Here is a 14,700-nt window from a genome sequence, read left to right as displayed (position 1 = left end):
TCTAAGTGCTGGCACTTTTTGAACAAGCTCGATAGCGTAGGCACTTTCCAGAGAAGCTTACACCTTGTGTTCGCTCACGCCGTTACAGCCATATCCTGACCATGTAGATCGTCAATAATCGATGCTCGCCATAGCCACTGATCCTGATCAGATTTACTCTTGATATCCATCGGCCTGCGATCGCTAATCATCCCCATCATCGGCCACTCCCCTTAGGCTCCCATCACCGGACACCCCCTTCAGGCCCCCATCAATAACACTCATCTGAGGCCGACCACTTTCGGCTAGCTTGAGCAGACCGATAGCTAGCCTGATGTTTTCTGCGATCGCAATAAACTGCTCCATTGTGTGGAACTCGATAAATGGAGACTTAAGCTGGTTTCTCAGCTCTAAGAACTTACCAAAGCTGACCGAGCTGACCGAGTACACACCCGTCTCAGGGTCTGATCAATCGTTAGCCATTTAGCGGATTGAATTGAATTCTTCTTCAGTCAAGGCAGCGGCTAGACTTGCAGCATCAAATCCTCTTATCTCCAGCTTCTCGGCCAATCCTAGACTATTGAAACTTGCATTTCTAATACTAGAAAGGACGGTTCAAAGATCATCCTAAATATTTCCTAGAAACTTGCACACAATTATATGTTTTTCGAATAGTATGTAGGTGTCGATTTTGAATCGATGTCTATAGCGATACTCACAATGAGGTTGGTGTCATGCCTTCCAAGAAAGAGAAAGATTCTGATGATAAGGACCAAAAACCAGCACGCATCTCAGCCATAGATGAGGATGTCCTCACCGCGTTGATGGGACGTGAGCTGTATGGTCTAGAAATTCTGGACCAGTTGAATCTCGGTCGGCCTAGTGAGCTGAAGTTTGGCAGCTTGTATCCGGCACTAAATCGTTTGGAGAAGAAGGGGCTAGTGTCCTGGAAATGGGGCGATGAAGTGGATGAGTCAGGGGGTGCTCGGAGGAAATATTACAAAGTGACTGGTTTGGGGGCCAGGTCGCTAAGGGCAGTGCAGGAATATCGGGCTTCATTGGCTCAGAGAGCAGGCCAAGCGCCAGCTACGTGAGGAGGGACTTTAGATGAAGAGAAGTCTTAAGCGTAAAATTCGGAGGCTGTGGCGCGATCGCTTGTTGGTGAGTGTGGGGAGTTTGATCATTGTTGCATTTTCTGGAGTGCAGTTACAGACAGTCTTAAAGCATCGAAATCCTGACTATCCATCATGGTCATTAGACCTTTTTCAGTCAGTGGAGGTATTAACAGATGAGAAAGCATCTGAGGAAGCGAAAGAGGCAGCAATCTTCAAGGCTCTAAGCATCTCGGAAGACCGTTTTTTATCGATCACTAAGTGGTCATTATTGAATCGAAATAAAGATGACCTTTTTTCTCAGCAGCGAGATCTGATTCTAGCTATAGCTCAGGCTCAGGTTCGAGTACAGACTCCGGCTATGTCTCTGTCTCTGAAGCAGATTCAGGCTCAGGCTCAGGATCTAGCTCAGGATCGGGATCGGGATCTGTATCAGGCTCTGGCTCTGGAAGGGACTCGGGCACAGATTCAGGGATTGTTTCAAGCTTTTGAGCTGAAAGGGGCACAGATTCAGGCTCAGGGTCTAGATTCTTTTCTAAAACAGGATCTGGAACAAGTAAGGGCACGGGAACAGATTCAGGCTCAGGCTCAGGCCCTGAATCAAGCTCTGTCCGTGACTTGGCCACAGGCAGCAGAAGCACGGACTCTGGATCTGGCTCTGGATCAGGTCCTGTCTCTATCTATGGGGCAGGATTGGGAGCTGGATCCTTTTCTGAAACAGGATCTAAAACAGGCTCAGCAACAGGCTCTTGATTTAGGATTGGCTACAAGCCTAACGGATGACATTTTCGTAGGACTGCTTATATCCGCAGAGCTAGAACGAACTCATAGGCTAACTCTACAAACAGGCAATACTTTAAAGAAACTTTCAGAGAACGAGCAAATCCGAGCCCGTACTTCAAGACGGTCAGGCTTTTTGCTCGGTGGGTCTGCAGTAGCATTATTTCTCATACTGGCAACATTTCTCAATCTGCAAGGTTCATCCAGCTTGCCAAGAACAGCAAATCTCATCGCCTTCTTGCCAGAGGAATATGTTGCTGAATTAGGCTACTTACAACGCCGCCTGAAGAAACAGAAAGCCTCACCTTGGCAAATTAAACGACGATTATTTCATGAATTTCTCTTCTTACTCTGGGTCCACTATGTCCAAATGCAGATAGATAAACTGTTTTTGGAGTCCAACAAAGACCACACCATTGACGATTAACTTCTAGTTCTAGCTTTACTTCGATTGCTCTTCATAAGGAGTCACCCCATGCTTTATCGAAAGCGACCCAAACCCTCAACAACAACATTGGCTCCCGATACTATTGAGCTGAGGATTCGGTTATCTGGCTCCACAATTATCAAGCTTAATAAGCTTGTGTCGATTGCTATAGCAGTTGCCTGTGGTTTTCGGTGTGTATGGAGGGTTTGAGATGAAGAGAAGCCTTAACCGAAGGATTCGGAAGCTGTGGCGCGATCGCCTGCTGCTGGGTATGGGTAGTTTGCTTGTTCTTGGGGTTTCTGCTTTGCAATTGCAGGCAGTTGTAAATAATCGTCCTAAATATCCATCATGGGCTTTAGAGCTTTTTGAGTCGGTGGAGATACTAACAAAAGAACAAAAGACTAAACAGAATGAATTCAGAGCAATATTAGAAATTGAACGAATCTCTAAAACACGTGGTTTGCAGAACACGGAATTAGCCATTCAGCATTTAACGAATAGACCGATTTCGCTTGTAATTCTGCTTGATGCCCAGACGGGGAGACCAGCACTATCATTGATTCAGCCTAAGGTTCGGGGGCTAGCGAACTCACTCATAAGGCTTGAAAATCAGACTCAGGTTTCGATTCAGACTCTGGCTCAGGTACAGAAACTGATCCATGCGCAGTCTCAGGCTCAGTTTCTAGCCGAGAATTTGTCTAAGGACTTGGCTCAAATTCAGGGTATGGAGCTGGGGTCTGATTATAGCCAATCTTTAGCACAGTTTCTGGCTCAAGATCTATTTATGGTTACGATCGGGGTTTCGCTTCAGGATAGTATTCTGACTCGGAGTCAAGAGTTGGCTCAGGAGCTGACTCAGGCTCAGGAACTCGCTCAGATTCAAGAGCTGACTCAAGAACTGGCTCAGGAGTTGGATAGGACTAACAAGACTTTACTCGTATTCATTCTAGCTGCAGAGTTAGAAAAAAATCATGGACTAACGCTGCAACAAGGAAACACATTAGAAACTCTCTTGAGTCGTGAGCCTAATCGTACCCATACTTTCCTACAGTCAGGAATTTTGTTAGGTGCATCCACCCTAGCACTATTCAGTTTTCTGGTAGCGCTTTCCAAACTCCAAGGCTCCTCAACCCTTCCGCACACAACGCACCTCATCGCTTTTCTGCCAGAAGAATACGTTGCAGAGCTAGGTTACTTGCAACGTCGCCTGAAGAAAACAAACGCTTCCCCCTGGCAAATTCAACAACGCCTCACTCATGAATTTCTCTTTCTTCTCTGGGCCTACTATATCCAGGTGAAATTAGAGAATCTGTTTTTACCTTTTGGAGACCATACTATCGATGACTGATCATTAACACGGTTGTTCTGAACGCAATCTCTCTTAGCTTAATCTCGCACCATCTACCTGCCAACCAAATAAGCCAAAAGGCCACCTCTGCCAAGGCGGCCCCAGTTCGTGCATTTATTTATTTATTCAATGGAGTCGAAACCATGAAATTACACTACCTCAACATTCTAGTGCCACTTTGTGTGGTTGGCTTGGTTATTTTAGGGATTGTTGCCTTGGAGAATCAAGGAATTGTCCAGATTAAGTCAGAATGGCTGGATATTTTGATTGACGGAACAGCTCAGGCTGAACAAGTATTGCCAGAAGCTAAGTAGTTAGTTATTTAGGCTCTCTGGAGCATTTTAGTTAGGTTGATTTTCATCATCGACCACCTCATCAGGCACATAGCGCAATAAATCGCCGGGTTGGCAATTCAAAGCGCTACAAAGTTTGTTTAACGTCCCAGGAGTTGGGTTGAAATCTAACTCGAATTTACTCTTCATACGGTTGATGGTGACCTTATTCATGTCCACCATTAAATGGCCATAGTTGTAGTCATTTCTGTGGTGTAGATCATGCCGCCACATCTCCCTCAAACAATTCCAGCACCCGCTCACTCCACTTCAAATGTTGATAACTAGTCGTATCTCCATACTGCCCAGTGGCCATAGTCATCATTGAGTAGGGCTTACCCGCCTGAGTTGGCAGCCAGGCCGGATCCCCTTTAGCTGGTTTTTGGCATCTATCGGCTTGGGACCGCTTATCATTGAATCCCCCCTTGAATCAGGCTCATTTGAGGCCGTCCACTTTCGGCTAGCTTGATGAGGCTGATGGCTAACCTGATGTTTTCTGCGATCGCAATGAACTGTGAGAGGGAATCCACCTCGATGCCAGGTAAATCCAATAACTCGATAACACCTTTGAACTGCATGAAGCGAACTTGAAAGACTTCTGGCGTCTCTGGAGCCCCTGAAATGTGAAGCCCCAAACAGATGTCATCGTCGCTCCAGTCCTCCTGGGTATAAATCCCATTATCCACCAGACACCAGCCATGGTTCTCAAGCCAAGCATCGATGTCATGAAGTAACCCGGTTAAACTCATGACTCAGCCTCTCCCAATTTCTTAGCCAGACACTCAAGATTCCGGACAACAGCGATGAATTGCTCTGTGGTGTGACACACAATCTCTGGTAAATCAGCCCAGTTGTCATCCGTGTCCACCACTTGAACGTGAGCATGACCGGTTGCCTGAGCACCAACGACTTGAATTTCCAGAGGACCGTCGAGTTCTGGCTGCTTGCTGTAGATACCTTGATCAATAAGCTGGTAACCTTCAGACTCTAGCCATTGCAACGATAGAGTGTAGGCAGTTGTGAGTTGAGGCATGAGGGTATTCTCCGAATAGTTGATAGTTGAGTGAGTCGATATCCTGACAAAATGTCAGATTAAGCTGCGGTTTCTATACAGTTCTTCCGTAGCTCATCTAAGATCGATGCATACCAGAACAACTGGTCTTTATCAGACTTGCTGTTGGTTGATATGGGTTTACGTTCACTAAATGGTTTACCCTTTTCAGTAGCGGACCATGGACCCTTCTCCCCAATCTTTTCCTGATAGCCCAGCTCCCTAAGTAGATGGTTAACTTTGACGGCATGCCCCCTGCCGGTGCTGTAAACGATGCCCAGTTCCTTACCGATATCTGTTGGGGTGAGTAAGGCTTCAGCAGATTTGAGAGAAGCTCGCTCTTGGGCAGGCACCTCAGGCAATGCCACGTTAGGACAGTGCTTCTTGATATTTAATAACGTAAAGCTTTCACCATATGCAGGCCCAAACATTTTTCCGAGGGCTTTTCCTGCATCGACAAAACCAGCAATCAATCTGGGTTCATTGGGTTGGATTTGCTGATTAAAATTCTCGTGTGAAATTTGATTAAACGCGGATTTAACGCCAAATGCTCCAAACGTGTTGGCAATCGCCTTAGCATAAACCGCCTTGGCCTTTGACTCATTAGCAAAATAATCGATTGTCAGCCAAGTGGCGACAGGATTGAATCCTTCTTCAGCCAAGGCAGCGGCCTCAAACCCTTTATTCTCAAGCCTTCCGGCTAGCGCGAGCGACTTAAAGGCAGCGCCCCGAATAATAGACGTGTCCGCGACACCACAAAGAGCAGCAACTCCTTTGATGCTAAGGTTTTCACCCTGCAAATTTTCTCTGATAAATTCAACAAGACTTTCTGAGTCAATAGCCTTGCGCACTTGCAACGCTAAAACGGTTTCACTCATGATTTCATCCTCATGTATTTCATTTCGTAATCCAAAAAAAACTTCTGTTACTTGAAAGCTCTAATGCCGCCAACTCACCCTGACCTGAAATCACAGATTGGGTCAGATTAGACACTCTCTTGCTTAGAGAGAAGATATGCAATGAATGTACTGATGCTCATTTGGTTACGAGCGGCTAGCTTTTTAACTTTTTGATGTAGCTCAGGCGTTAAGTACGCTGAGACCTTCTTGGCTCTTCTTTTCATGGTGCTAGGAGTGCTGGACTGGCTCTACTATAACTTCAAAGTCATCTAATGTGTAGTCTGAATAGACATAAAATTTGATGGCAACGGATAGGCCTCTTGGATCGAGCAGAGCAAGGACCTAGAAGATATTTTTTCTGAGAAAGATTTTTGGGAAGATTTGCTCTTTTTGATATCAGTCAGCTGAGCTGATTGTCAGACTTACCTTCTTGGGTTTGGCTTGGCCTTTGCCATCCTTCGACTAATGCTTTGAGTACTGAGCCGTAGGGGAGATCATCGATTGCAGCATTGCCCGCTGCCTTCAACGCACCAATTAACCGCTCACGTTGCGTAGGTGGGATCAACGCATCAAGGTACGCCGTCTGCTGTGCTTCGGTCGCTGTGGGGTTGGATGCTTTGAGCTGCTTGAGTAGGGTTTGGATCTCGGTAGTGGTTTCAGAGAGGGAAGAGAGGGAAGGTATTTTAGCCGCTTCGTTGTTGATGGTGCCACCCACCTGGTCCTCCTGGACAGTTGATCGACGAAGAAAGCAAGCAGCCCTTAGTCCTGATTCATCCTTCTGGCGACATAAGCCGCCTGTGACGTAACTTTCCTGTGGCAATCATGGTGTCGCGTCCTCTACCTCGGTCCACACCCCCTACTCCAAAGGCATCGCTGCAAAGTGTTTCCGTAGCAAATCATGCACAAAGCGATAGCGACCACCCGTTCTTTGGATGAATCGATGTTTGACGGCATGGTCGAGGAAACGGGCATAGTTCCATGGGGTGTCTCCGTTGAGTGTGAGGAAGATACGGAGGATGAGGTGTTTGATTGCTACATCTAACCCACCAGCAAACCCACCAATAACCCCGCTAAGCAATCCGACAATCACCCCAGCCAATAGCCCGCTATTCAGCATATTAATTAGCCCTCCACCCCTCCCATCAATTAGTCCATTAATTACTCCGGCAGTTATCCCGCCAAGAAGCCCGATAATCAGTCCCGCGCGGGGAGCATTTTGAATGCTTTTTCTAATGCCTTGATTTGGTGTTTCTTTTTCTGTGATTGAAACACCACTTAGCCCATCAATCAACCCAGTAGGAAGCCCGATAATCAGCCCGATAATCAGTCCGCCAATCAGCCCGATAATCAGCCCTTCAATCGGCTCGCCATTCCCTTGGCCACTCAGCCAGACGAGAAACCAGCCAATCAACTCGACAACCAGCCAGAATATCGGCCCGATAATCAGTCCACCAATCAACCCGACACCCAGCCAGAAAAGAAGTTTGTCAAAAGACCACTGCAATTTTTCTTTTGATTTGATAGCAAGGTCATCCAATAAGCAAATCAGTCCGAAAACCAATCCAACAATCAACCCTAAATCAAACCCGATAATCAACCCTTCAATCAGCGAGCCAGGCAAACTGACAATTGGCCAGACAATCGGTCCACCAATCAGCTTGACAATCGAGCCAAAAATCGGCCCGCTAATCAGCCAGACAATCAGGATACCAAGTAGCCCGAAAATCGGCCCGCTAATCAGCCAGGCAATCAGCCACATACTCAGGCCGACACTCAATCTGTACAGTCTTATTTGCGTAGTGAAAGATAACCAAGTAGGCTGTAATCCCTCAATCAAAAACTCAGTTTCACTTACGTTTTCAAGCTGTTGAGCTAACCAGATAAGGTAATGCAGAGTTTTCCGTAGGGTAGGTTCTTTGCCTGGTTTATAGGTGCCCTGATTAACAGGAACATGGAGTTGCTTTTTAATATAGGCATCAAACAACTCCTGCTCGCTACGAATTGGCTTCCCCTGATAAGCCACCACTAGCATGAACAGAAACAGTGGCTTCTCAGCTAATTCTAGTAAAGCTGGATTACCTCTAACATTCTCCCAAAGGCTCAGTCGATTTAATTCTTCAAAATATTGACGGATCTGATCTTCTTTCAGAGCTTCTAAATAGACAGCCCCATTCAATGCATCCAGCTCAACTTGGCCTGCCTCATACTCTTCTCGACGACAACAAACAACGATCTCTGATGTGCGAGTCGTGTCTAAAAATTGGTTAATGTTCTCCACACACTGTTTTTGCTTTGTCAGTCCTAGCTCATCTAATCCGTCGAGCAAAAGCAGTATTTGACTGCCTGCTAACCATGTCTTTGTGGTCTCTCCCGACAGGCTATAGAGCTTCTTCAGTTGACTAGCCACCCACTTATCAATGGGTTCCCCATCCCAGCTCGATAGCTCTAAGATCACAGGCACTGAGTAACGTTCATTCTCTTCCGCCCGAGCAACCAAGTCCTTGGCTAACTGCAGCAACTCGGTCGTTTTTCCTGAACCTGGTTCTCCTAGAATCAGAAGCTTTCCCGCAATATCTTGACGATCAAAAACCTCAAAGATTTTCTGTGTGCGCTTCAAGTCCAGTGGTGGTTTATTCCCTTTTTGATGTAGTACCCGGTTAACAGCTTGAAAGCTCGGTTCAGGGTCCTTGGGCGGATCTTCAGGCACCAGCTTATACTGAGGACTCCCTACCCGTTGCTGCTGGTCTTCCATATAGAGATCCAGTTTGACCAATTCATGCAAAGACGTAGCTAAACGACGATCCACCTCTTTTTTGACAATTGTCAGTAGCTGATGGCGGGTGCGTTCTAGCTGGTCTGTAGAAGGTTGCGATCTCTGAAAGGGGCTTGGAACACCTAACCAACTGAGAATCCCAGATATCTGGTCACCAATATTTAGGAGAAATAGAAGCGCGAAAACTCCCACAAAGAGCACAGCCCAAGCTCTGGGAGACATTAGCTGCTCTAGTTGCTTAAGCAGCGTAGACACCGGATCGGGTTCGGATTGCTCAGTCGAGGCTAAGAGAAGTGCGATCGCAACCTTTGCTGCCCCATTCCCTAGCATCACTTCTGCCCCTGCTGTACTTGCTGCCCCAACTCCTTCTCAGCCTCAAAGCGAATCGGTACTCTAACAAGCTTATTAGTTCGGTTAAGCTGGGTAGTTCGGCTAAGTTTGGTGGTTCGGCCAGTGGCAGGTCTACTCATGGAGATACCTGGGGATAACGCAAATAACGATTCACGGTTAACCGCGCTATCAGGAGTATACAGCGGGGCTATCGGGATTTCGTAGACTTAAGGGTCGCACTAAATAGCCCCCGATGCACTGAGCACTAGGGGCTGATTTTTATAAGAAAATTAATAGTAGGCAGATCGGTAATGCGTCTGCCATCTATAGCTTCAATGCCTGGGGGTGGATTCCTGACATTCATCAAGCAGACTGTTTTTAATAGATACTACATAGTAGAAAGCGACTCTAACTTGGCGAGCAGAACTGCTTTCAGCGTGTGATGTTAGACCTGTATTAGCCAATGTCGAGCTCAGGATCGATATTCATTTCCTACCGTCGTAGTGACTCTATTGCGGAAACTGGCAGAATCTACGATCGCCTGGTGACTGCATTTGGCAAAGACCGTGTTTACAAGGATGTGGACAGCATTCCTCTTGGCTCCGACTTTGCTGAGGAACTAGATAAAGCGGTCGGTCAGTGCCAAGTGCTGTTAGTCATTATTGGTAAAACTTGGGTATCGGCCACTGAAGTAGATGGGGCCAAGCGACTAGATAATCCTGATGATTTTGTACGTATCGAAGTTGAATCGGCACTAAAACGTAATATCCCTGTAATTCCGGTCTTATTGGAAGGAGCCAGTCTGCCAAAGCGCATGCAATTACCTGAGTCACTACATAAGTTAGCGCGACGTAATGGCACCCAGGTTGGGTATGATCCTCGCTTTCATGCAGATATGGACAGGCTGGTGAAAGCAATAAAAGACTTATTGCAGTCTGAAGCAAGTTCCCCCAAAACATTAGTTTCACAATCTGCTCAGTTAGCTACAGCTTCACAAGAACCAGCGACCAGGGAGAATAAGCCGCAAGAAACTACTAATAAATCTTCCAAGACCCTAAACCTAGGGAATGGAGTAGCTCTAGAGCTGTTATATATTTCCAGTGGAAAGTTTCTCATGGGGTCTCCTCAAGGGGAGGGACGTGGTGATGAACTGCCACAACATGAAGTAGCAGTTCCTGAGTTTTGGATGGGGAAATACCCTGTCACACAAGAGCAATACCAGGCTGTTATGGAGGAAAATCCAAGTATATTCAGAGGCGACAATTTTCCAGTGGAGTGTGTGACTTGGCATAATGCAGCGAAGTTTTGCGAAACAATCTCACAGCAAACTGGACAACCTATTCGATTACCTAGTGAAGCTGAATGGGAGTATGCCTGCCGAGCAGAGACAAGAACACCATTCTCTTTTGGAGCCATCCTTACAGCGGGACAAGCTAATTTCTCCAACAATGTACTGAAAACAACACCTGTTGGGAGATATTCTCCTAACAATTTTGGCCTCTATGACATGCATGGAAATGTCTGGGAGTGGTGCCAGGATCATATGCACAGCAACTACCTTGGTGCGCCGACAGATGGCAGTGCCTGGACTCAGGGAGGCAATTCAAACTTTCGAATGGTACGTGGTGGCTCATGGGACAATCGACTCTTTCGTTGTCGGTCGGCGGCTCGGTTGTACGTCATGCCAGCATTTCGGCGCAAAAACTTCGGATTTCGTGTCACCTGTTCCCCTTAAGGTTCCTAGTTACGCTTTTCATCCTTTCCTTTTTATATTTTGCAAAAATCTCAATGCGAGACAGGCAGGCCCAGATTAAGAATGCTTGCATCCATCATTCAAAATGCTCTGGTTACTTTCAAGGAAATAGCCAGAGTTCTGAACATTTCACTAGATGACCTAACCTCAGAGCATATTAATTAGCACCTGAATAACTTTTCCACAAACGGGCGTTGTGAGACAACTGTTTTGTGTCGCAACTGTCACACTCAAGAGCGGCTGACTTCATAATCAATCCATCTGACTGTCACAATGTGCCAATCAGCGATTTTAATCCTAGTCCAGTCCAAATTTTGAGCAATCAACTTCACAAAGCCTGAAACCATCTCATGGCAACGACTTGGGAACAGATTTAGTCCTGTGGAACTGCCTTGCATGGCAACTAGTCAACCAGTTTTCAATGCTTTCAGCGATGTTGAAGATTTTTTCTGGCCTACTGCTGTCTACGCTGATGATCAGAGTGGATGCTCTGAATTGGCACACGCAAGTCTTATGTGATCTATGAACTCCATCCATCGTGTTTGAGATCGTGGTCCGTCGTGTTTGCGATCGCATACTTCACCGGTTCTCGTATATCCGAGGTACTGAGCCTCAAAATCTCTGCAATTCAATCCAACCGCATCATCATCATCATCGTGGTTGAAGCTGCTCCAGAGCTGGAAGGGATTTCAACGCATAGTTTTCGTAGGAGCTTTGCTACGAATTTGCAGAAAGCGGGGAGGACGGCTGCGGAGATAGGGAGATTGTTGGGAGGGAGACTGTTAGGGCATAGATGGGATAGGGGTGGGGTGCGAGGAATGACGGCTCGGTGTGTTGGTTAGTTCATCTGTATTCAAATGAACTAACTCTCTGTAGACAAAGTGCCAGGGGTTTGTTGTTGCTAACTAGTTTCCTGAATAAAAGTGACTAGATATCACCACTGTTCAATAACTCTTACTATTTACAGCTTCTAGCAATCACTGATGTCGTGAATTATATGCGTAAAGTTACATCTAAAGAGCGGATTGTTGAGATCGCACAGTAGCACCCAGGCTGTATCTTCTTGTTCAGTTTACTTGGGGCGCAAGGTTTATCCCCCAGGTAAGCGACGCAGAAATCGTCACACCATCGATAGCAAAGTGTAATTCCCGCTGTTACCCGGCAATACACTAACTGGCAGTGAATAAGTCCCTGATTCCAGCGGAGTTGAGGGCTTTGTTTGTGACTAGCCTTAAAGCTGAAAAGCTATTTGCCGTTATCGTTTGCTGAAAAATATTTCGCAGTGTAACGTTCAATAATTCTTCATTTTAGTTCAAGCGATCTTCAATCCAGGCATATATTTTACGTAAACCAGAACATGAGAGTAAAGATCCCTATAATTCTCATTGGATTTTTTATCAATCTTTCCTGACTCTGTGGCATCAGTTCAGGCTCCTAAAGTTTGACTACTGGCGTGAGGTATCGTACTCTCCCAAACCAGAGACTATACTTGTGAGCAAAGTCAATTGATATAACAAGCACTCAACGTTGATTGACGTTTTGTTGTTTGTTTGAAACCTCTGTAAACCAAAAGGCCACCTGTGCGAGAGGCGGCCTCAGTTCGTGCATTCAATGGAATCGAAACCATGAAATTACACTCAATCAATATCATAATCCCCACTATCGTTTTGGGGGTAACTCTTCTTGGGCTTGCTGTAGTTAAATATGGCGGCTTAGTCGATATTCAAATAAGTCCAGGTACAACAATCAAGGTGGTTGGTCCTGAGAAGGTGGGGGTGAAGTAATCGTATGGAAAGTCCTGGCTGCTGTTTGATTGACTGGATTACTCTTGTTCCCATAAAGCCCCATCGTGCGATATAACCTAGGGCACTATCATAGAAAATTTGCTTCATGACAAAGCTACCTCAATGGGTTAGCTCCCGCATCAATTGGATTAAATCGCCACCGCGTTGGGCCATCACAGTTGGCAGCATTTGTTTAGGCAGTGTTGGGACTGTTTCCCTTTTGTGGTTTCTATTGGTCTTATTGCCGAATAGAAACGTGCCCGTTACTGTAAGCGAAGATGCTAAACGTCGGGCAGACCTGATAAATAGCAACCGAAACAATGTACTCCAGGTTGCCCAAACAATCGCAGGTTTAGGTTTCATTGCCACAGCTTATCTGGCGTGGCAAAACTATAAGCTTACTGAGGATAAAAATGTTACGGATCGCTTCAGCAAAGCGGTAGAAATGCTGGCGAGTGAAAAGATTGAAGTGCGACTAGGCGGCATTTATTCTCTTGAGAGAATTGCTAGAGACTCAAAAGAAGATCATCCAGTCGTTATGGAGGTATTAACAGCCTTCATTCGAGAGAAGTCTCCACATCAAGTAGAATCTTATGATCCTTATGATCAAGAGGACGCTTATTTCAAGGAGGAGTACAGGGCTGATCCCGAAAACTTTGATGCTCTATGTATCAATGAAGATATTCAGAGTGTTTTATCAGTTATTGGCAGACGTAATAGTTCATTTGATAGCACGGGCAGAATAATTAAACTGCCATTGACTAGGCTTTTTGGAGTTGAGCTGACAGGAGCCAATTTAGAAAAAGCTCGTATTAGCCGAGCCGACCTCGGTGCGGCGGAACTTGTAGGTGCAAATCTTGCAAACGCTACTCTTGTATATACGCTGTTTGATCGGGCCAACCTTCAGGAAGCCACTTTACGACAAGCCGATCTCCACGGTGCAGACCTTGTCGGTGCCTGCCTTGTCAAGACAAATCTTTATTCTGCCAATCTCACACATACTAATCTCATGCAGGCCGATCTTGAAGGCGCTGATCTCAAAAAGGCGAAGCTTATTCAAGCCAAGCTCTTCAAGGCCAATCTCACAGGCACTAACCTTACAGGTGCTGCTCTTGAAGGAGCTAACCTCCAAAAGATTCGATGGTCCTCTGAGACTGTCTGGCCTGATAAGGAAGAAGTTGCCAAGGCTACAGATATTCCAGAGAAACTAAAGCAAGAGTTGGGCATCACGTCTCCCGAGACTTTATCGAAGTCCTAACAACTTGTAGGAAAGGAACGCACTATGGCCAGATGACGACTATCAAAGCCCGCTGCCACTACTTACGCTTGGTTAGGGCATACTTTACTTTCCCCGGTGTATCTGCATCTGTATCTGTACATGGCTCAAGAGTCCCCATCACCTCGATCCTCCACCATCAGCCTCTAGCAAATACCCCAGCACTGCGATCTCCTGCTGCACACCTTCATGCTCGGCTACCATTTCAAGCAGTGGGCTAAATCCATCAAAATGCCATTGCCTGATCTCAGGACTCCCTTGAATACATTGGTCCAGGGCATTGATCGCATGAGCAAACCCGAATTTCGCGATCAGGTCCTGCATGGCAGCGATGGCGGCGATCTCTTTCTCGCCGTTCTCGCCGTTCTCCCTGTTCTTCCCATTTTCTCTTTGTTTGCTAATCACCATAGCCATGACTACGTTGGTTCTCCAGTGACACCTCCTTGATCTTTTTCTTGCTTACTAATCGCTATAGTCATGACTACGTTGATTCTCTCCCTGGATACAGGAGGTTGAGATCTCCCAATCTGGATAGGCGAGCCCAAACGCTTCGATACTGGCTGAGATCGCCGCGCAAAAGTATTTGTTGCCTACGAAGACAAAGGATCTCGCCTCATGATCGATCTCGGTACGAATATGGAAATAGTCTTGATCGATCATGTTCTGAAGCCAATCCGGTAGGCTTCGTTTGAAACATTCGAGCGAGAATTCTTGCCAAGCTGGATCGGGCTCAAGCGTGAGAGCAGAGATGGGAGCTGGGGAAGGGGAAGAGGAAGGAGTCGGATTAGTTGATTTCATGGGCTTTACCAAGACGGGTTTCAGGTTTTTTGTGGAGTGCGAGTGGATGCAGGTGAGT

At 46.3% G+C, this 14,700-nt stretch carries 17 protein-coding genes; 6 read left to right on the top strand and 11 right to left on the bottom strand.

All coding sequences use genetic code 11. From position 1 onward, the window contains the following. Window positions 1-74 precede the first annotated feature (74 nt). The gene (locus tag U2F10_RS24185; protein WP_499873496.1) at window positions 75-200 is read right to left on the bottom strand and encodes a hypothetical protein; all 126 of its coding nucleotides are present in this window, start codon (window positions 198-200) and stop codon (window positions 75-77) included. After that, window positions 184-429, bottom strand: a complete 246-nt coding sequence (locus U2F10_RS24180) for a hypothetical protein (RefSeq protein ID WP_499873495.1) — start codon at window positions 427-429, stop codon at window positions 184-186. Before U2F10_RS24180 ends, U2F10_RS24185 begins: the two co-directional genes overlap by 17 nt. Before the next feature lie 284 nt (window positions 430-713). Between U2F10_RS24180 and U2F10_RS24175 the strand changes: the two genes are divergently transcribed. The 4 genes from U2F10_RS24175 (at window position 714) to U2F10_RS24160 (ending at window position 3,960) form a co-directional block, all read left to right on the top strand. Continuing rightward, window positions 714-1,073 (top strand): PadR family transcriptional regulator, encoded by a 360-nt coding sequence (locus U2F10_RS24175; RefSeq protein WP_499873494.1) that lies wholly within the window; start codon window positions 714-716, stop codon window positions 1,071-1,073. A gap of 13 nt (window positions 1,074-1,086) precedes the next feature. Further along, window positions 1,087-2,298, top strand: a complete 1,212-nt coding sequence (locus U2F10_RS24170) for a hypothetical protein (RefSeq protein ID WP_499873493.1) — start codon at window positions 1,087-1,089, stop codon at window positions 2,296-2,298. A gap of 211 nt (window positions 2,299-2,509) precedes the next feature. Then, the gene (locus tag U2F10_RS24165; protein WP_499873492.1) at window positions 2,510-3,646 is read left to right on the top strand and encodes a hypothetical protein; all 1,137 of its coding nucleotides are present in this window, start codon (window positions 2,510-2,512) and stop codon (window positions 3,644-3,646) included. A 143-nt stretch (window positions 3,647-3,789) separates the two neighbouring features. Further along, window positions 3,790-3,960 (top strand): hypothetical protein, encoded by a 171-nt coding sequence (locus U2F10_RS24160; RefSeq protein ID WP_499873491.1) that lies wholly within the window; start codon window positions 3,790-3,792, stop codon window positions 3,958-3,960. Window positions 3,961-3,987: 27 nt separating this feature from the next. Here U2F10_RS24160 and U2F10_RS24155 read toward each other — a convergent pair whose 3' ends face one another. The 7 genes from U2F10_RS24155 to U2F10_RS24125 form a co-directional block, all read right to left on the bottom strand. Beyond that, on the bottom strand, window positions 3,988-4,212 hold the full coding sequence (locus U2F10_RS24155; RefSeq protein WP_499873490.1) for a helix-turn-helix domain-containing protein: 225 nt from the start codon (window positions 4,210-4,212) through the stop codon (window positions 3,988-3,990). Between the two features lie 176 nt (window positions 4,213-4,388). Beyond that, complete coding sequence (locus U2F10_RS24150; RefSeq protein ID WP_499873489.1) at window positions 4,389-4,727, bottom strand: hypothetical protein; 339 nt, start codon at window positions 4,725-4,727, stop codon at window positions 4,389-4,391. After that, window positions 4,724-5,011: a hypothetical protein gene (locus U2F10_RS24145; RefSeq protein ID WP_499873488.1), complete on the bottom strand. Its 288-nt coding sequence runs from the start codon at window positions 5,009-5,011 to the stop codon at window positions 4,724-4,726. The genes U2F10_RS24150 and U2F10_RS24145 overlap by 4 nt, the downstream gene beginning before the upstream one ends. A gap of 59 nt (window positions 5,012-5,070) precedes the next feature. Beyond that, the gene (locus U2F10_RS24140; RefSeq protein ID WP_499873487.1) at window positions 5,071-5,907 is read right to left on the bottom strand and encodes a hypothetical protein; all 837 of its coding nucleotides are present in this window, start codon (window positions 5,905-5,907) and stop codon (window positions 5,071-5,073) included. 421 nt (window positions 5,908-6,328) lie between these two features. Beyond that, entirely contained in the window at window positions 6,329-6,643 is a 315-nt protein-coding gene (locus U2F10_RS24135; RefSeq protein WP_499873486.1) for a hypothetical protein, read from the bottom strand. 141 nt (window positions 6,644-6,784) lie between these two features. Continuing rightward, window positions 6,785-9,031 (bottom strand): NACHT domain-containing protein, encoded by a 2,247-nt coding sequence (locus U2F10_RS24130; RefSeq protein ID WP_499873558.1) that lies wholly within the window; start codon window positions 9,029-9,031, stop codon window positions 6,785-6,787. Next, a complete protein-coding gene (locus tag U2F10_RS24125) occupies window positions 9,031-9,171 on the bottom strand; it encodes a hypothetical protein (protein WP_499873485.1) in 141 nt (46 codons plus the stop codon). The genes U2F10_RS24130 and U2F10_RS24125 overlap by 1 nt, the downstream gene beginning before the upstream one ends. Window positions 9,172-9,494: 323 nt before the next feature. Here U2F10_RS24125 and U2F10_RS24120 point away from each other — a divergent pair, with 323 nt between their 5' ends. Continuing rightward, a complete protein-coding gene (locus tag U2F10_RS24120; protein WP_499873484.1) occupies window positions 9,495-10,766 on the top strand; it encodes an SUMF1/EgtB/PvdO family nonheme iron enzyme in 1,272 nt (423 codons plus the stop codon). A gap of 1,908 nt (window positions 10,767-12,674) precedes the next feature. Further along, window positions 12,675-13,826: a pentapeptide repeat-containing protein gene (locus U2F10_RS24115; protein WP_499873483.1), complete on the top strand. Its 1,152-nt coding sequence runs from the start codon at window positions 12,675-12,677 to the stop codon at window positions 13,824-13,826. A 138-nt stretch (window positions 13,827-13,964) separates the two neighbouring features. Here the strand turns inward: U2F10_RS24115 and U2F10_RS24110 are convergent, their stop codons facing one another. After that, a complete protein-coding gene (locus U2F10_RS24110; protein ID WP_499873482.1) occupies window positions 13,965-14,258 on the bottom strand; it encodes a hypothetical protein in 294 nt (97 codons plus the stop codon). 48 nt (window positions 14,259-14,306) lie between these two features. Continuing rightward, the gene (locus U2F10_RS24105) at window positions 14,307-14,642 is read right to left on the bottom strand and encodes a hypothetical protein (RefSeq protein WP_499873481.1); all 336 of its coding nucleotides are present in this window, start codon (window positions 14,640-14,642) and stop codon (window positions 14,307-14,309) included. Window positions 14,643-14,700: the final 58 nt, after the last annotated feature.

Origin of the sequence: Leptothoe sp. EHU-05/26/07-4 (genome assembly GCF_043421015.1) — a bacterium.
In the GTDB taxonomy this organism is placed as follows: domain Bacteria; phylum Cyanobacteriota; class Cyanobacteriia; order Phormidesmidales; family Phormidesmidaceae; genus Leptothoe; species Leptothoe turfae.
The sequence above is the reverse complement of the archived record's forward strand: the minus strand, read 5'-3'. Positions and strand labels throughout refer to the sequence as shown.